The organism is Plantactinospora sp. WMMC1484 (assembly GCF_049315195.1).
Classification (GTDB): Bacteria; Actinomycetota; Actinomycetes; order Mycobacteriales; family Micromonosporaceae; genus Plantactinospora.
The window spans coordinates 1,812,095-1,828,946 of the sequence record NZ_CP186055.1; the positions used below are offsets into that span (position 1 = coordinate 1,812,095).

Consider the following 16,852-nt stretch of genomic DNA (forward strand, 5'->3'; position numbering starts at 1 on the left):
GTCCTCTTCTGGCCGCCACGCGACCTGATGAGCGAATGCGGGGCGTGCCGTCGCGGCCCTGGAAGGGGGGTGACCCGGTAATGCTCGACCTTGACGATCTCGACAACCTCGTGGACGACGCGACCTCGTGGGACGACCTGCTGGATGTCCTGTTGCGCAGCTTCGCCGCGCCGCGGGTCCTGCCGGCGGACCGGGTCCGGGCACGCGCCAGTCTGCGGCAGTTGCACCTGCCGGCGAACTCCCCGCTCGGCGCCATAGCGTTGAACTGCGGCGGCATCCTGCTGTACGACGGATGGCTGCGCATCTTCGGTGGATCACCGTCCGCCGAGATCGGCCTTCCCAGCATCGGTCAGGTGAACGCCTTCCCGGCCGACGTGGACCGGGCGTGGACACCGACCGAGGGTCTGATCGTGGCGAACGACGTCCTCGGTGGCGTCTTCTTCCTCAACGGCCTGCGGCCCGCCGCGGGGCGGCCCGGCGTGCCCGGCGAGGTCATCTACTTCGACCCACGATTCCTGGATTGGACGCGGACGGAGATGGCGCACGGCGAGTGGCTGACGTGGTGTGTGTCCGGTGAGCTGTCGCACTTCTACGCGGGCCTGCTGTGGCCCCGGTGGCGCGAGGACGTGGCCGGACTCCGTTCCGACCAGGGCATCGCCACACTCCCGTCGCTCTGGAACGGCCCGGCGCCGGCGGCCGGGGCGACCCGGTCGGTCGTTCCCATGGCCGACCTCCTGAACCGTCAGTTCGACGCCGCCCGGCGACGGGGGCGCAGCGTCGCCGACGCGTTTGGCCGCTGTCCACTCGGTTAAGTGCTCTGCGCCGCCAGCGCGGAGTCGCTGGTCACACGGCACGCGGACGCGTTGCTGCAATATCCGACATGCAATATGCTGCACACCAGGAAGAGTGCGCTGGTGGTTCACCGAGGTACCCCGCCCGGGGAAACCAGCGCGGCGACGGAAGGAAGAAGCCCCATGAGCACCAACGGTCGAGAGATCAAGAATGTCGTGCTCGTGCACGGCGCGTTCGCTGACGGTTCGGGCTGGCGCGGCGTCTACGACAAGCTGACGACCCAGGGCTACCGGGTCGCGATCGTGCAGAACCCGCTCACCTCACTCGAGGACGATGTCGCGGCGACCACGAGGGTCCTCGACAAGCAGGACGGCCCGACGATCCTCGTCGGCCACTCCTGGGCCGGCACGGTCATCACCGAGGCGGGTGTGCACCCGAACGTCGCCGGGCTGGTCTACGTGTCGGCGCTGGCGCCGGACGCGGGCGAAACCACCGCCCAGCAGTACGAGGGGTTCGGCCCCACACCCGACTTCGTCATCGACGTCACCGAGGACGGGTACGGCTTCCTCAACCCAGACACCTTCAAGGCCGGGTTCGCCGCGGACACCAGCGACGCCGACGCCGCCTTCCTGCGCGACTCGCAGGTACCGGTGAACATGTCGGCGTTCTCGACGCCGGTGAAGAACGCCGCCTGGCGCGACAAGCCGAGCTGGGCGGTCATCGCGACCGAGGACAGGGCCTTCGACCAGGCGATGCTGCAGCACATGGCCAAGCGCATCGGCGCGAAGATCACCAACGTCTCGGCCAGCCACGCCCTCTTCACGACCCAGCCCGGCGTCGTCGCCGACGTTATCGTCACCGCCGCGCAGAACGCCGGCAACGGCCGCTGACACTCACCACCCGACCCCGGCTTGCCGGGAGCGTGACCCGCATGTCCAGCACGACGTTCCAGGTGGCGCTCTGGCTCGCACGTCTCGCCGCCGGGCTGCTCAACCAGCCACCCGTGGTGATCTGCTTCCCCGAGCAACGTGCGGTACGCCCCCGACGTCCGTTGGTCCCTCAGGCCGTGAAGACGGCCGTCGAGTGACCGCCCCACCAGAAAACCGACCAGGAGACCAAGGCGCTGTGGCAAACCACGATCACGTCACCGTCCTGCGCGAGACCGCGCACCGGCTCCAGCCGGAGCTGGTCCGGCTGCGCCGGGACCTGCACGCGCACCCGGAGACGGGCCTCGACCTGCCGCGTACCCAGGCGGCCGTCATCGAGTCGATCGACGGTCTGGGGCTGGAGGTGTCACGCGGTGCCGGGCTGACCTCGGTGACAGCGGTGCTGCGTGGCGGACGACCGGGTCCGGCGGTCCTGCTGCGCGCGGACATGGATGCGCTGCCGCAGACCGAGGCGACCGGCCTGGACTACGCCAGCCGCACGCCCGGGGCGATGCACGCGTGCGGGCACGACCTGCACACCGCCGCCCTGGTCGGCGCGGCCCACACCCTCGCCGAGCACCGCGACCTGCTGGCCGGCGACGTCGTCTTCATGTTCCAGCCCGGCGAGGAGGGGTGGGACGGCGCCGCCCGGATGATCGAGGAGGGTGTGCTCGACGCCGCAGGCTCCCGGGTGCGGGCGGCGTACGGACTGCACGTGCGCTCCTACGGGACGGCCCGGGGCGTCTTCCGCAGCCGGCCGGGGGCGCTCATGGCAGGCGTCGACGCGTTCACCGTGACGGTGCACGGCATGGGCGGCCACGCGTCGATGCCGCACCTGGCCGACGACCCGATCCCGGTGGCGGCGCAGATCATCACGTCCATCCCCCCGATGCTCATCCGCCGGTTCGACGCGCTCGACCCGGTCGTCGTCACCGTCACGTCCGTGCGGGCCGGAAGCGGGGCGAACATCATTCCCGAGCACGCCGAGCTGACCGGCACGATCCGTACGTTCTCGGAGGCGAACCGCCCGCGGGTCAGGGCAGAACTCACCAGTTTGTGCGAGTCGGTAGCCCTGGCGTCCGGGACGACAGCCGAGGTCACCTACACGGATGGTTACCCGGTGACCGTCAACGACCCGGACGAGTACGAGTTCGCCGCGGCAGTGGTGCGGGACGCGTTGGGCCCGGACCGGTTCGAGCCGATGGCCACGCCGATCACCGCCGCGGAGGACTTCTCCCGGGTGCTCGACCAGGTGCCGGGCTGCTACCTGCACCTGGGGGCGAGCGCCGCCGACGACCCGGCGACCGCCGCGACCAACCACAGCCCGCACGCCGTCTTCGACGACTCGGTCCTCGCCGACGCGTCGTTCGTCCTCGCCGAACTCGCCAGGCGTGCACTCGATCGCCTGGCGGCGTCCTGACCGGCGACGCTGCTTCGGATGCTGTGGCGGATGGGACGCGGCCCCAGCTGGGACGCGGCCCCAGCTACACCCGGTAACCGGTCGTCGGCCCTGTTGCTGATGGCTACGCGCGTCCCGCCGGCTCGTCAGGGTGGCATCACCGCCCACTGGCTGGCCGGCTCAGTCGTTGATCAACGCGTTGCGTAGGGACTGCGTGGCGTAGTGCGCGCGGGACTTGACGGTGCCGGCCGGGACGCCGAGCCGAGCCGCGGTCTGGTCGATGGTGTGCCCCTTGACGAACAACTCCGTCAGCACTTGGCGGTGGGCGGGGCTGAGCCGACCGATGGCGCCGCGCATCGTGACCGTTGCGATGGCGGTGCTCGCCGCCTCGCTTCCGGATCCGGCGGCCGGGTCGGAGTCGGGCAGGCTCACCTCGACGGGCCGGGACTGCCGCTTGCGGTGCTCGTCGATGGCCAGCCGGCGGGCCACGGCGAACAGCCAGCGCCGCTGCGACTCGGGCTCGGTCGGCATCGTGTCGAGTTTGCGCCAGGCCCGCAGCATGGTCTCCTGAAGCAGGTCCTCGGCGGTGTGGCTGACGCCCGGGGAAACGAAGTTGCGCAGAAAATAGAGCAGCGCTCCGCCGTTCTTGCGGTGAATGTCGCGCATCTGGTCCTCGGCCCGGTGGGATGGGCTGTGGGTGGCGGATTCACCGGACCCGCGAAGGTCGGAATCGATAGTGCTGGCCGCTCTGGTCATGGCTCTTCCCGGTAGTATTCAGCAGGTCATGACCAAGCTACGAGGGGGAAGTGGAAACCTAGTTCATTGCTAGTTACATGGTGTCGAAAATTGCGACCGGCGATATCCAGGAAAGCATTCTCGGTGAGCAGGCGCACGATTCATGCCCCGTTCGCGGGACGGCCGGTGTTCCGCCCGCCTCCGGCCGACGCTGACTCGGGACGAGTCGACGGGGCATGCGCGGAGGCAGCGCCTACGCTCGACTCATGATCGGACGTCGTCGTGAGCGTGCCGCCGTCCAACGACTCCTGGACCGCGCCGTCGCCGGCGTGGGCGGCTGCCTGATCGTGGTGGGACCTGCCGGGTCGGGGAAGACCACGCTCGGCGACGTGGCGGCCGACCTCGCCCGGCAGCGTGGCCTGCCGGTGAACCGTACGGCGACGGCCGACGGGACGGGCCCCCAGTTGGTGCTCCTGGACGATCTCGACCGGACCGCGCCGACCGTGGACCTCGACTCGTTGGTACGCGGCGGCGCGGCGGTCGTGGCCACCACGGCCGAGGCGAGGCCATCCGGCCAGCACCTCTATCTCACCCCGCTGACCGAGGCCGAACTGGCCGCCCTGCTGCCGGACACGCCGAGCGGCGCGGTGCGCGCGATCTGGCTGCTCACCGCCGGGTGGCCCGGTCCGGCTCTCGACCTCGCGGCGAGCGTCCCGACCGGGGCCGACGAGGACGCGGTCGTCGAGGCAGCCCTCACCTCGCCCTCGCGAGGTCAGTTCCTCGTCCTCGACATGGGGCTGATCCGCCTGCTGGAGGACGCCGCGTCCCGCGCGCTACCGCCGGCCCTCCGCGCCCGGGTGCTGGTGCGGCTGGCCGCGGAGATGTTGGGCGATCCGTCCGCCTCCGCCCGGCGACGGGAACTCGTCGACGAGGCCGTCCGGCTCGCCCGGGACTCCGGGGACCCGGGCACGCTCGCCGAGGTGCTGGACGGGCGGCTGCACGCGGTGTGGGATCCCGGCGCCGCCGACGAACGGTTGACCAGGGCATCCGAGATCATCGACCTGTCCCGTCGGGCTGGGGACGCCCTCCTCGAGCGGCGCGGACTCTTCTGGCGGTTCACCGCGCTCGCCGAACTCGGCGACCTCGACGCCGCCGAAGCCGCCCTGGTGGCGTACGCCCGGGCGGGGGAGCGGGACAGCGATCCCGAGGCGGCCGTCGTCGCCCTCTCCCGGCAGGCGGTGTTGGCGCTGGTCCGGGGTCGGCTCGGGCTCGCGGAGGCGCTCGCCGCCGAGGTGGAGGAGACCGGACGCCGGGTCGGTCTGGCGGACACCGCCCGGCTGACCGCGTCGCTGCGCGGGCGGATGGCCCTGCTGCGCGGCGAGGCGGCGGGCGAGGTGCAGACGTTGCGCGCGCTCGCCCGGCGGCTGCCCGGTCAGTTCTTCGAGGTGACCGCAGCCCGGGCGTTGGCCGAGTCGGGTCAGGTCACCGAGGCGCTGCTGGAGGTGGACCGCCTGCTGCCGTCGGTGCTGGCCGGGGCCGGACCCCGCTGGCTCGGCGCAGTGGCCGACCTGGCCTTCGTCGCATCGTTCGGTGCCGCACCGGATGCCGCGCAGGCCCTCTACGACGCTCTGCTCCCGTACGCGGGACGCCTGGTCGTCTGGGGTGGGGCGAACACGATCGCCGGCCCGGTCGACGACTATCTGGGGCGTCTGGCCGCGCGGCTGGGCCGGTCCGACGAGGCGTCCGCACACTTCGATCGAGCGGTCGCCCAGGAGGAGCGGCTCGGCGCCCTGCCGTGGCTGGCGGCCACCCTCGCGGCTCGTGGCGACCGGACGCAGGCGGCATCCATCGCCGAAGGGCTGGGCCTGCCGGTGCCCGTCGGACCGCCCCTGCCGACCGAGCCCTCGCCGGCGGGGGTCGGCCCGTCGGGAGCCCACCGCGAACCGGGTGCCGACGTGTGGAAACTGGGACGTGACGGCGACGACTGGATCATCGACGCCGGCCCGGAGCACGCCCGCCTCCGGGACGTCCGCGGAATGCACTTCCTGCGTACCCTCCTGGCCGCACCCGGTCAGGAGATCGCCGCACTGGATCTCGTCGCCGGTGGCGTCGGCCTGGTGGCGCCCACGCCCGAACCGGTGCTCGACACCGCCGCTCGGGCGGCGTACCGCAGGCGGCTCGACGACCTCGCCCAACAGTTGGACACGGCGGACCGCACCGGCGACGTCGCACGCGCCGCGAGGTTCACCGCCGAGCGCAGCGCCCTGCTGGCCGAGCTACGCCGGGCCACCGGCCTCAGCGGTCGGGCCCGGATGCAGAGCGCCGAGGCGGAACGGGCCCGGGTGAACGCGACGCGCGCCCTGCGGATGGTGCTCACCAGGCTCGAGCCGGTCGCTCCCATCGTCGCGGCGCACCTGCGGGCGTCGATGCACACGGGCGGTTTCTTCCGCTACCAGCCGGCAGCCGGTGGGCCGGCACGCTGGCAGGTGTGACCCGGGCCACGTACGGATCGTTCAGTGTCCGGTTACGCCCACCGGGTATGTCGTCTCCCATCGTCCTGCTGCACGGACTCACCTTCGACCGACGCCACTGGCGGCCCCTGCAACGCGAACTCGCGGTGCTGGAGCCGAACCGCAGGGTCCTCGCCCTGGACCTGCCGGGTCACGGTGACGCGCGGCCCCGCGCCTCGTACCACCTGGGCGAGGTCGCCGAGGTCATCCACGGCCAGATCACCGCGGCGGGCCTGGCCGGGCCGCCGACCGTGGTGGGTCACTCGGTGGGCGGGGTGATCGCCACCATCTACGCCGCGCGCTACCCCACCAGTGCCGTCGTCAACCTGGACCAGTTCCTGCTGCCCGGCCCGTTCGGCGCCGTCGTGCGTGCGGCGGAGCCGGATCTGCACGGGCCGGGCTGGCGCGCGGTCTGGGAGCGCATGGTTGCCGGCATGGGGATCGAGTCGTTGCGCGGCGAGGCGCGACACCTTGCGGAGACCGCCACTGATCCCCAGCGCGACCTGCTGCTGGGCTACTGGGACGAACTGCTGCGCGACAACGACGCGCAGCTCGCCGCCGACCGTGCGGCGGACCTGCGGGCGATCGGTGAGCGGGGCATCGACTACCGGTGGGTGACCGGCGCGCAGCCACCCGCTCCCTACGTCGAGTGGCTGACCTCGGCCCTGCCGACCGCAGTCGTCACCGTGCTGCCCGGGGGTCACCTGCCGCACCTGGAACACCCGGCCCACCTCGCCCGGCTGCTCTACCGCAACGACGACGACTCGTGAGCGCTCGGTCGAGCACCGTCTCGCGCAGCGACCGGACCGCGAGGTGCGGCCGTACCGTGCCGAGGGGCACGCCGAGACGTACGGCGACCTCGGCGCGGCCCGGTTCTCGAGGAGAGCCTCGACGAGGACCTCGTGGTGCAGCTCCTTGACAGGCTCACCTTGGTGACATGCAGTATGTTGCATGCTGAAGCCGGGGTGGTGGGACCACCCCCGACCAAGGAGCCGCCCATGCCCCTCGACGCGTTCGACCGTTACCCGTTGCTGTTCGGCCCCAGCCCGATCCACCCGCTGGACCGGCTGAGCGACCACCTCGGCGGCGCCCGGATCTGGGCCAAGCGGGAGGACTGCAACAGCGGCCTGGCCTTCGGCGGCAACAAGACCCGCAAGCTTGAGTACCTGCTGCCGGACGCGCTGAGGCAGGGCGCCGACACGTTGGTCAGCATCGGTGGTGTCCAGTCGAACCACACCCGGCAGGTGGCCGCGGTCGCCGCCCGGGTCGGTCTCAAGGCGGTCCTCGTGCAGGAGAGCTGGGTGGACTGGCCGGACCCGGTCAACGACCAGGTCGGCAACATCCTGCTGTCGCGGATCATGGGTGCGGACGTACGCCTGGTGCGGGAGGGTTTCGGCATCGGCTTCAAACAGAGTTGGCACCAGGCGATCGAGGATGTCCGCGCCCGCGGCGGTACGCCGTACGCGATCCCGGCCGGTGCTTCCGACCACCCGCTGGGCGGCCTCGGCTTCGCGAACTGGGCCTACGAGGTGCAGCGGCAGGAGCGGGAGCTGGGCGTCTTCTTCGACACCATCATCGTGTGCAGTGTGACCGGCAGCACCCACGCCGGCATGATCGCCGGGTTCGCCGGCCAGGACCGCCCGAGGCGGGTGCTCGGCATCGACGCCTCCGCCACGGTCGACGCGACCCGGAGCCAGGTGGCGAAGATCGCCCACCAGACCGCCAAGCTGATCGGGCTCGGCCGTGACCTGCGCGACGACGAGATCACCGTGCTGGACGGTTGGGCCGGTGACCGCTACGGCGTACCCGTGGCGTCCACGATCGACGCCATCCGACTCACCGGCCGACTCGAAGGCATGATCATCGACCCGGTCTACGAGGGCAAGTCGATGGCCGCGCTGATCGATCTGGTGCGTACCGCCGACATCCCCCGCGACTCGAACGTCCTCTACGCCCACCTCGGCGGTCAACCGGCCATCAACGCCTACAGCGGCGTGTTCGAGTAGCGCCCGACCGGCTCTGGCCATGCCCGGTGTGCCCTGCGCCTCGGGGAGCTGTCGTCGGGCCGGCGGGACGAGACGACCGACCAACCTGACGACAGCCCACGCCGGTGGGCGACGGGAGTGTGAGACGTGCCGCATGACGTTCGAGCGGCGAGCCACCGCGGGACGGCGCGACGGCGCGCCCTCTCCGTCACGCTGGCCCTGGAACTGATGCTCGTCGTGCTCGGCGGCGCGCTGGTGTGGCAGAGCGACGCCGGCGACGAGCGGCCCAGGGTGACGAACCTGGTCGACATGAACCTTGCCCCGGCCGCCCCGGCCGCCCCGGCCGTGCCGGGCGCGGCGACCGGCACCTACACCTGGGACTGTGGCCGTAACAAGAACGGTCACCGCAACACCGCCAACATCGTGATGGCGCCCGGCTCCCCCGGGCAGCCGCACCACGTGCACGACTACGTCGGCAACGTCTCCACCGCCGTCGGCTCGACGCCGCAGACCCTTGCCGGCGCGCGTACGACCTGCCGCAACGGCGACCTGTCGACGTACTTCTGGCCGGTGCTGCGCACCCTCGACCCCGCCACCACCGGCGACCACACCGACCACACCGACCACACCGGCCACGACGGCCACGACGGCCAGATCCAGGTGCCGGTCGAGGTGAGGCTCACCTTCTCCGGCAACCCCCGGGGAAACGTCGTCCCGATGCCGCCGCTGCTCGCCGGTACGGTCGGGGACGCCGTGGCCGTCACCAACGGCGGCCGGAACGTGGCGGCGACCTGGACCTGCTCAGGCACCACGGACGGGCGCACCACGGCGTACCCCCGCTGCCCGGCCGGCGAGCAGGTGCAGCGGGTGTACGACTTCCCGAGCTGTTGGGACGGCCGGCGGGCGGACAGCAAGAGCCACCGCGCACACCTGGCCTTCCCGTCCCCGGACGGCTCGTGCCCGCGCAGCACCTTCCCGGTGCCGCGACTGCGGCTGACCCTCGGGTACGACCTCCCGCCGGCCGCCGCGTTCCAGATCGACGCCTTCGACGGCCAACGCAACAGCCCGCTTACCGATCACGCGTTCTTCGTCAACCTGATGCCGCAGCCGCTGATGGCGACTGTCGTCGACTGTCTGAACAGTGGACGGACCTGCCGGGACTGATCCGGACGCCGGGCCCGGGGGCAACCTCACTGCGGACGACCAACCTCGAACCGGCCGTCGGAGGACACCACCGTCACGCTCACCGTCTTCGGCACCCCTCCGACCTGCGCGGAGCAGGAGAAGCGGCTGCCCACCGTCACCGACTGGCCCGGCGGGCAGGCCACCAGGTCCGCGTCGAGCTGGTAGTCGTCGCGCAGCACCGACAGCACCCCCTGCTGCACCTCCGCCGTGTCGAACACCCGCGTGACGAAGAACCCGGGCCAGACCAGTCCGAGCACCGCCACCAGCGCCACCGCGGCCACCACCGGCGCGACGATGGCGATCGCGAGTCTGCGGGAGAGGCGTCGCCGACGCTCGACCGGCGGGTGCGACCCGGTGGAGTCGGGCCCCCACTGCGCCGGCGGTGCCGGCGTCCACCGGGGGGCGGGAGGCGGGGAGCCGTCGGCTCCCGGGTACGGGGTGGTCATCGTCGTCTCCGCGGGGTCAGCTGGCGGCCGTGGTGGGCGTACCGCCCAGCGGACGGGTGCGCTCACCGGTCGGGCCGATCGCGAACCAGGTGCCGCCGACGCCCTGACCGTTGAGGTCGCCCGGCGCGGTGTCCTTGGCGAACAGGTAGACCGGCCAGCCGTCGATGGTCACCTGGCAGGTGCCGTCGGCCCGCTCCACGTACCCGACGAGCTTCGGGTTGATCCCGCTCGGGTAGATCCGCCCCGGCGACTTGACGAGCAGCGGGGGCCACATGGCGGCGCAGTCGCCGTTGCAGTTCGACTTCGACGGCTTGGCCCGGTCCTTGTCGAACCGGTAGAGCGTCCGGCCCTGCCCGTCGGCGACGTACGTGCCGATCGCGGTGGACGCGGTCCCGTTGAGCTGGATGACGGTGCTGCCCCGCCCGGTGTCCGGCGCGGGCGTCAGCTCGACGTCGGACGGGCCGCTGTAGATCCGGACGCGACCCTGGGTCTTCGCCACCGTCGGCGCGGCCACCGGCGTCGCCGGCTCCTCGATCACCTCCGGTGGGGCGCCGGCGTCGGCCGTCGGGCTCGGCGTCGCGGCCGTGGGGGCCACCGTCGGGGCGGCCGCCGTGGCGGGCGCGGCCGGCCCGGTCACCTCGTTGCCGCACGCGGCCAGGGCCGCCAGGCTGGCCAGTGCGATCGCGGTCGGCGCGACCCGGCTGTGCACACGCATCTCTGCTCCACCTCGTGGTCGGGGAGGACCGCGCCCATCCGCGTGGTCCGGCATCCACACGGTCCGGTCGGCGAACTGGTTCACCGACACGTCGTCGGAGGTGCGTCACGACGTCAGGTCCTGCGCTGAACCGTTTGCGGCGACCGTCCGTGTGGGTGGCGGCGACGGCGGAAGGCGACCCAGGAGAGGACGCCCCCCGGAGTCGGCAGGACCGACGACACGAAGGAGCGGAACGTGGCCACCTACCACATCGTCAGCGAGGACATGCAGGAGTCCGCGACCTGGCTGAAGCAGAACATGCAGACGCTGCTGGACGGGATGAACCAGGCCAAGAGCAAGATCGACACCCTGATCCAGGGTGGCTACAACACCCCGGCCGCCCAGCAGAAGTTCGGCCCGTACTTCGACGAGTACAAGGGCAGCGTCGACCAGACCCTCAACGGCATGGAGGGCATCAGCCAGTACCTCTCGCAGGTCAGCGACGCCTTCTCCGAGACGGACAACCAGACCGGGGCCAGCCTCGGCCGCTGAACGACCGGACCGGCCCGGGGCCGCGTGGTGAGCGAATCACCACGCGGCCCCGACCGTCTTTCCCGACGGACCACCCGACCAGGAGACCCTCGTGCGCCTGCAACTCACCGTTGCGGATCCGTCCACCGCCGTCATCGAATACCAGGTCGAGGCGGCCCCCGAGAACACCGTGGGGGAACTCGCCGAGGCGCTCGCCGCGCGTCGGCCAGAGCCCACCGGCACACCACCGGCGATCTTCGTCGCCGGGGCGCCACTGGACCCGCGACTCACCCTCGCCGAATCCCCGTTGCGCCAGGGCACGGTGCTCGGCCTGGACCGCCCGGTGCCGGAGCCGCCGGCACCGCCGCCGGGACTGGTGCAGGTGCGGGTCGTCAGCGGCACCGACGCCGGTGCCACATACCAGCTCGACCTCGGTGAGCACACCATCGGCACCGGAAGCGTCAGCCGGGTCCGCCTCACCGACCCCTCGCTCGCCCCCGTGACGGCCTCGGTCCGGGTCCTCCCGGACGGCACATGCCGGTTACGGCCGGAGCAGCCCGACCTCCTGCTCGATCGGGTCGAACTCGAACTCGACGGGGAACAGGTGTGGGCCCCTGGAGGACAACTCGCGGTCGGCTCGTCCCTGCTGGAACTGCGCATCCCGGTCCGGGCCGAGGCGGCGCTACAGGTCTCCGAGGACCGCACCGGGCTGGACTACAACCGTCCGCCACGGCTGCTGCCGGAGGTCCGCCCGACCCAGTTCACCCTTCCCGCGCCGCCGTCACCGCCGGAACGGCGACCGTTCGTGCTGATCACCGTGCTGGCCCCGCTGGTGGTCTCCGGAGCCGCGTACCTCATCACCGGCAACCCGCTGACCCTGCTCTTCGCCATCCTGTCGCCCGTGGCGCTGATCGCCGGTCAGATCAGCGCCCGACGCCAGGGAAAGGCCAGCCACCGCACCCGGCTCGCCGAGTACGAGGCGAAGAGGGCGCGGATCAGCGCCGAGGCGCAGGCGGCACTGACCGCCGAGCGGCTGGCCCGACGGGACAACTTCCCCGACCCCGCCGCCGTACGGTTGATAGCTGTCGGACCGGAGCGCCGCCTCTGGGAACGACGCCGCACCGACCCCGACTTTCTCGAACTGCGCGCCGGCAGCGCCGACCTGCCGTCCGAGGTGGTGCTGCGGGATCCGGGCCAGGACGAGCACCGCCGGGAGGTCCGGTGGAGCGCCCTGGACGTGCCGGCGACCGTGCCGGTGCGCAAACACGGGGTGGTCGGCATCGCCGGTGCCACCGTCGCCCGGGTCACGGCCCGCTGGATGGTCGCCCAGGCCGCCACCCTGCACAGCCCCGAGGATCTCCAGATCTACCTGCTCGCCGGTGCCGGCGACGAGGATGGCTGGTCGTGGGTCGGCTGGCTGCCGCACGTGGCGCCGCGTGACGGCCAGGACACCCTCGCCACCGTCGGTACCGACACCCAGACCACGGCCCGACGCGTGGCCGAACTGAGCGCCGTGATCGCGGCCCGCTCCGCCGAGCGGACCGACGGGGCGTTCCGCGACATCCTCGTGGTGCTCGACGGGGCACGCCGGCTGCGGTCCCTGCCCGGGGTGACGCAGATCCTGCGGGAGGGGCCCGCGGTCGGGGTGTACGCGATCTGTGTCGACGCCGAGGAGAAGCTGCTGCCGGAGGAGTGCCAGGCCGTCGTCGCCGAGCAGGCCGACGGATCGCTGCTGGTGACCCGGACGCTCGCCGCGCCGATCCGGGCGGTGCATCCGGACCTGCTCTCGACGCAGTGGCTGCGTACGGTGGCCCGCGCCCTCGCGCCGTTGCGCGACACCGGTGGCGCCGACGACGGTGCCGCCCTGCCGGACGCCAGTCGGCTGCTCGACGTGCTCGGCATGGAACCGCCGGAGCCCGACGCGGTGGCCGCCCGATGGGCCACCGGAGGCCGGACCACCGAGGCGGTGCTCGGCGTCTCGCTGGACGGGCCGTTCGCCCTGGACCTCAAGCGCGACGGACCGCACGCCCTGGTCGCCGGCACCACCGGCTCCGGCAAGTCGGAGCTGTTGCAGACCCTGGTCGCCTCGCTCGCCGTCGCCAACCGGCCGGACGCGATGACGTTCGTGCTGGTGGACTACAAGGGTGGCAGCGCGTTCAAGGACTGCGTCCTGCTGCCGCACACCGTCGGCATGGTCACCGACCTCGACACCCACCTGGTGAGCCGGGCGCTGACCTCGCTCACCGCCGAGCTGAAGCGGCGCGAGCACATCCTCGCCGAGGCGGGGGCGAAGGACATCGACGACTACGTCGACCTGTTGCGCCGCGAGCCGACCCGGACGTCGATGCCCCGACTGTTGATCGTCATCGACGAGTTCGCGTCGATGATCCGCGACCTGCCGGACTTCGTGACCGGTCTGGTGAACATCGCACAGCGGGGACGGTCGCTCGGCATCCACCTGGTGCTGGCCACCCAACGTCCCGGCGGGGTGGTGTCACCCGAGATCCGGGCGAACACCAACCTGCGCATCGCCCTGCGGGTGACCGACACCAGCGAGAGCCAGGACGTGCTCAACGCCCCGGACGCCGCCGCCATCCTGAAGTCGACACCGGGCCGGGCCTTCGTCCGCCTCGCCCAGTCCTCGCTCGTGCCGTTCCAGGCCGGGCGGGTCGGCGGTTTCCGACCGGGCGCCCGCGCCGAGGTCCGGCAGGCACCCTGGCTCACCCCCGTCTCCTGGAAGGATCTGGGTCGGCCGCGCCCCAGCCGACCCGGGGTCAAGGCCGCGCCGTCGGGCGAACTCACCGACCTCGCCGTGCTGGTGGAGGCCATCAAGGGCGCCAGCGAGCAGCTCGCCATCGAGCGGCCGCACAGCCCGTGGCTGCCGGCGATCCCGGACATGCTGACCGTGGCCGAGCTTCCCGCGCCGCGCGGCAACGGCTACCACCTGCCCTCGGTGGCGTACGGCCTGGTCGACCTGCCGGCCGAGCAGGAGCAGGCGCCGTTGGAGCTGGACCTGGGAACGCTGGGGCACCTGCACGTCATCGGCTCGTCGCGCAGCGGCCGGTCCCAGGCGTTGCGGACGATCGCCGGCACCGTCGCCCGCGCCCACTCCACCCGCGACGTTCACCTCTACGGCGTCGACTGCGGCAACGGAGCCCTGCTCGCCCTCACCGAACTGCCGCACTGCGGCGCGGTGGTGCAGCGGACCGAGGCCGAACGGCTCGGCCGCCTGTTCACCCGCCTCGTCGCGGAGCTGGGACGCCGCCAGCAGCTGCTCGCATCCACCGGCTCGGCCGGGCTGGTGGAGTACCGGGCCGGGGCGGCTGAGGCCGACCGCCCACCGCACATCCTGGTGCTGCTCGACCGGTTCGAGGTCTTCGACAAGACGTTCGCCGACTACGACAACGGCAGTGTCATGGCGGCCCTGCTCACCCTGCTGCGCGAGGGTGCCGGGGCCGGAATCCACGTGGTGATGGCCGGCGACCGGAGCATGTTCAGCACCCGGATCTCGTCGACGACCGACGACAAGCTGGTCCTCCGCCTGACCGAACGCAGCGACTACAGTTTGGTCGGCATCAACTACCGCCAGCTGCCCGACGAGATCGGCACCGGCCGGGCGATCCGGGCGGTCGACGGCGCGGAGGCGCAGATCGCCCTCCTCGCCGACGACAGCTCCGGGCAGGGCCAGGCCCGCGCGCTCGCCGCCATCGCCGAGGCGGCCCGGCGTCGGGACGCCTCGGTCGGCGCCGCCGGCCGCCCGTTCCGGATCGACGTGCTGCCCGACGAGCTGACCCTGGCGCAGGCGAGCACCCTGCCCCGGCCGAGCGGTCCGCTCTGGACGATGCTGGGGGTCGGCGGGGACGAACTCTCCGCCATCGGCCCGGACCTCGGCACCAACCCCTCCTTCCTGCTGGCCGGACCGCCCCGGTCCGGGCGGAGCACGACCCTGCTGACGATGGTCGCCGGTCTGCTGGAGCGGGGGACGTCCGTGGTGATCGCGGCGCCGCGCCGATCCCCGCTGCGGGAGCTGGCCGGGGTGCCCGGGATCCTCGACCTGGTGACGAGCGAGAACTTCACCTCCGCCGGGCTCGCGGCGGCCCTCGACCGGCGCACCGGACCGGCCGTGGTCGTGCTGGACGACGCCGAGCAACTGCTCAGGTGTGACGCCGGCAGCGACCTCGGCGAGATCGCCCGGGCCGGGACGGAGCAGGGTCTCGGGCTGATCATGGGTGGTTCGATCGACGGTCTCTCCGGCGGCTTCGGCGGCTGGCACGTCGACGCCCGCCGCAACCGGCAGGGTGCGTTGCTCAGCCCGCAGGGCCTCGGCGACGGTGAGCTGATCGGCGTGAAGCTGTCCCGCAGCCAGCTCGGCGGGGGGCGGCCGGGCCGGGTGCACGCCCACTTCGGGGACGGCCGGCTGCACCTGGTGCAGGTGCCCCGGACCGAGCCGGACGCCCTGCGGGAGCTACTGACCGGGGTCGGCGGCGCCACCGAAACCACGTTGGGGGGACACCTGCAGGTGTCCCCCCAACGTCGGTCGGCAGCTACCCCCTAGCCGCCGACCTCCCCCGAGGAGGCCGCCGGCGGCGTGGACGCGGCGGCCTCCCCCTGATACGTGAAGGTCAGGGTCGCGGTGATCGTGGCGAAGAGTTCGAAGATCTCCTCCGCCTCGGCGAGATTCGGGCTCGAACCGGTGACCAACAGCACGTTCACGGTTCCGGGCAGTGGCACGACGGTGTGCATGACCGCGCAGCGCATGGTGGCACCGTCCTGGGTGACGTTCTGGATGCCGTGCACCCGGCCCACGGTGCCGATCGCGGGGATCTGGGTGGTGCTCACCCGACGCCAGGTGCCGTCGGTGTGGGCGGGCTGCGCCACCGCGGTCAACGCCCCGATGATGTCGCCCGTGGCGGGCGGGGTGACCACCGAGACCAGCACCGTGGCGATGAGCGCGCCGTCCTCGTACACCTGGAACGTGCCTGCGGCGTGCACCGCACCAGCGGTGCGGGCATGCCGCACCGACCGGCGGAGCTGCTCGGCGTACTGTCCCGCCTGCTCCTCGGTGAACCCACCCTCGCGGGCCCGGGTCCACACCTCGTCCGCGACGCGGTTCTCGCTCGCCTCGTCGGCGATCGAGAAGTCGACCCAGTCCTGCGGCGTCCGCAGCTCGAATCCGATCGGGACCGCCACCGCGGTACCTCCTCCGCCGGTCAACTCGTCGCCCCGTCCGACCCGAGCGAGGCTGCCGTCTGGTCGTCGGTCTCCCGGAACGCGTCGGCCACCGCCTTCGCGGCGTCGCGGACCCCTTCGAGGTCCTTGGCCACGACGTACCGTCCGTCACCCCAGCGCTTCTCGAACTCGCGTGCGGCGGCCTCCAACTCGCGCTGCCCCAGCGTGTCGACGACCGGACCCATCGACCTGATCGATGAGCTGTCCATCAGTTCCTTGGTGCGCTGCAACAGGTCATGCACCCGCTCCAGCTCCGCCCCGGGTACGTCGATCACACTCATGCCGCCACCCCGGCGCCGAGCCTGCCCCGCTTGCCCATCCCCGCTCTCCTCCCGGTCCGGCCAATGACTCCGCGCCGTACACGGACGGCCGATCGGATCGGTTCAGTCCCGCTGAACCGATCGGTCGCCGGCTACGTGT

Annotated in this window: 15 protein-coding genes; 10 read left to right on the top strand and 5 right to left on the bottom strand. The window is 72.2% G+C overall.

Translation table 11 applies throughout. The features are described from left to right. Positions 1-80 precede the first annotated feature (80 nt). The 4 genes from ACN28C_RS07925 to ACN28C_RS07940 all read left to right on the top strand — a co-directional run bounded on the left by ACN28C_RS07925 (position 81) and on the right by ACN28C_RS07940 (position 3,138). Positions 81-812 carry a DUF2625 family protein gene (locus ACN28C_RS07925; RefSeq protein ID WP_422772886.1) on the top strand — a complete coding sequence of 244 codons (732 nt, stop codon included), beginning with the start codon at positions 81-83 and terminating at the stop codon, positions 810-812. 162 nt (positions 813-974) lie between these two features. Continuing rightward, entirely contained in the window at positions 975-1,682 is a 708-nt protein-coding gene (locus ACN28C_RS07930; RefSeq protein WP_422772887.1) for an alpha/beta fold hydrolase, read from the top strand. Positions 1,683-1,723: 41 nt separating this feature from the next. Beyond that, positions 1,724-1,879 (top strand): hypothetical protein, encoded by a 156-nt coding sequence (locus ACN28C_RS07935; RefSeq protein WP_422772888.1) that lies wholly within the window; start codon positions 1,724-1,726, stop codon positions 1,877-1,879. 38 nt (positions 1,880-1,917) lie between these two features. Next, entirely contained in the window at positions 1,918-3,138 is a 1,221-nt protein-coding gene (locus ACN28C_RS07940) for a M20 metallopeptidase family protein (protein WP_422772889.1), read from the top strand. Positions 3,139-3,297: 159 nt separating this feature from the next. Here ACN28C_RS07940 and ACN28C_RS07945 read toward each other — a convergent pair whose 3' ends face one another. After that, complete coding sequence (locus ACN28C_RS07945) at positions 3,298-3,783, bottom strand: sigma-70 family RNA polymerase sigma factor (protein ID WP_422772890.1); 486 nt, start codon at positions 3,781-3,783, stop codon at positions 3,298-3,300. Positions 3,784-4,118: 335 nt separating this feature from the next. Between ACN28C_RS07945 and ACN28C_RS07950 the strand changes: the two genes are divergently transcribed. From ACN28C_RS07950 to ACN28C_RS07965, 4 genes are all read left to right on the top strand, one after another. Continuing rightward, complete coding sequence (locus ACN28C_RS07950; RefSeq protein WP_422772891.1) at positions 4,119-6,344, top strand: AAA family ATPase; 2,226 nt, start codon at positions 4,119-4,121, stop codon at positions 6,342-6,344. 47 nt (positions 6,345-6,391) lie between these two features. Then, positions 6,392-7,132 (top strand): alpha/beta fold hydrolase, encoded by a 741-nt coding sequence (locus tag ACN28C_RS07955; RefSeq protein WP_422772892.1) that lies wholly within the window; start codon positions 6,392-6,394, stop codon positions 7,130-7,132. 228 nt (positions 7,133-7,360) lie between these two features. Next, positions 7,361-8,368 (top strand): 1-aminocyclopropane-1-carboxylate deaminase, encoded by a 1,008-nt coding sequence (locus ACN28C_RS07960; RefSeq protein ID WP_422772893.1) that lies wholly within the window; start codon positions 7,361-7,363, stop codon positions 8,366-8,368. A 126-nt stretch (positions 8,369-8,494) separates the two neighbouring features. Next, positions 8,495-9,511 carry a DUF1996 domain-containing protein gene (locus ACN28C_RS07965; protein WP_422772894.1) on the top strand — a complete coding sequence of 339 codons (1,017 nt, stop codon included), beginning with the start codon at positions 8,495-8,497 and terminating at the stop codon, positions 9,509-9,511. Between the two features lie 26 nt (positions 9,512-9,537). On the opposite strand, the gene ACN28C_RS07970 is transcribed toward ACN28C_RS07965, so the two are convergent. Both ACN28C_RS07970 and ACN28C_RS07975 read right to left on the bottom strand, forming a co-directional pair. Next, complete coding sequence (locus ACN28C_RS07970) at positions 9,538-9,978, bottom strand: DUF4333 domain-containing protein (RefSeq protein ID WP_422772895.1); 441 nt, start codon at positions 9,976-9,978, stop codon at positions 9,538-9,540. A gap of 16 nt (positions 9,979-9,994) precedes the next feature. Next, positions 9,995-10,693 carry a hypothetical protein gene (locus tag ACN28C_RS07975; protein WP_422772896.1) on the bottom strand — a complete coding sequence of 233 codons (699 nt, stop codon included), beginning with the start codon at positions 10,691-10,693 and terminating at the stop codon, positions 9,995-9,997. A 234-nt stretch (positions 10,694-10,927) separates the two neighbouring features. Here ACN28C_RS07975 and ACN28C_RS07980 point away from each other — a divergent pair, with 234 nt between their 5' ends. Beyond that, positions 10,928-11,224 (top strand): WXG100 family type VII secretion target, encoded by a 297-nt coding sequence (locus ACN28C_RS07980; RefSeq protein ID WP_281580755.1) that lies wholly within the window; start codon positions 10,928-10,930, stop codon positions 11,222-11,224. Positions 11,225-11,315: 91 nt separating this feature from the next. Beyond that, entirely contained in the window at positions 11,316-15,758 is a 4,443-nt protein-coding gene (locus tag ACN28C_RS07985; RefSeq protein WP_422772897.1) for an FtsK/SpoIIIE domain-containing protein, read from the top strand. Here ACN28C_RS07985 and ACN28C_RS07990 read toward each other — a convergent pair. Then, positions 15,755-16,393 carry a hypothetical protein gene (locus ACN28C_RS07990; protein WP_422772898.1) on the bottom strand — a complete coding sequence of 213 codons (639 nt, stop codon included), beginning with the start codon at positions 16,391-16,393 and terminating at the stop codon, positions 15,755-15,757. The two genes, ACN28C_RS07985 and ACN28C_RS07990, sit on opposite strands and share 4 nt — an antisense overlap. A gap of 20 nt (positions 16,394-16,413) precedes the next feature. After that, a complete protein-coding gene (locus ACN28C_RS07995; RefSeq protein ID WP_422772899.1) occupies positions 16,414-16,713 on the bottom strand; it encodes a hypothetical protein in 300 nt (99 codons plus the stop codon). Positions 16,714-16,852 lie beyond the last annotated feature (139 nt).

Excerpts from the sequence above, each read along its gene's own strand:
- ACN28C_RS07925 (WP_422772886.1), top strand. The coding sequence starts at position 81 with ATGCTCGACCTTGACGATCTCGACAACCTCGTGGACGACGCGACCTCG.
- ACN28C_RS07930 (WP_422772887.1), top strand. The coding sequence starts at position 975 with ATGAGCACCAACGGTCGAGAGATCAAGAATGTCGTGCTCGTGCACGGC.
- ACN28C_RS07935 (WP_422772888.1), top strand. The coding sequence starts at position 1,724 with ATGTCCAGCACGACGTTCCAGGTGGCGCTCTGGCTCGCACGTCTCGCC.
- ACN28C_RS07945 (WP_422772890.1), bottom strand. The coding sequence starts at position 3,783 with ATGCGCGACATTCACCGCAAGAACGGCGGAGCGCTGCTCTATTTTCTG.
- ACN28C_RS07950 (WP_422772891.1), top strand. The coding sequence starts at position 4,119 with ATGATCGGACGTCGTCGTGAGCGTGCCGCCGTCCAACGACTCCTGGAC.
- ACN28C_RS07955 (WP_422772892.1), top strand. The coding sequence starts at position 6,392 with ATGTCGTCTCCCATCGTCCTGCTGCACGGACTCACCTTCGACCGACGC.
- ACN28C_RS07960 (WP_422772893.1), top strand. The coding sequence starts at position 7,361 with ATGCCCCTCGACGCGTTCGACCGTTACCCGTTGCTGTTCGGCCCCAGC.
- ACN28C_RS07970 (WP_422772895.1), bottom strand. The coding sequence starts at position 9,978 with ATGACCACCCCGTACCCGGGAGCCGACGGCTCCCCGCCTCCCGCCCCC.
- ACN28C_RS07975 (WP_422772896.1), bottom strand. The coding sequence starts at position 10,693 with ATGCGTGTGCACAGCCGGGTCGCGCCGACCGCGATCGCACTGGCCAGC.
- ACN28C_RS07995 (WP_422772899.1), bottom strand. The coding sequence starts at position 16,713 with ATGAGTGTGATCGACGTACCCGGGGCGGAGCTGGAGCGGGTGCATGAC.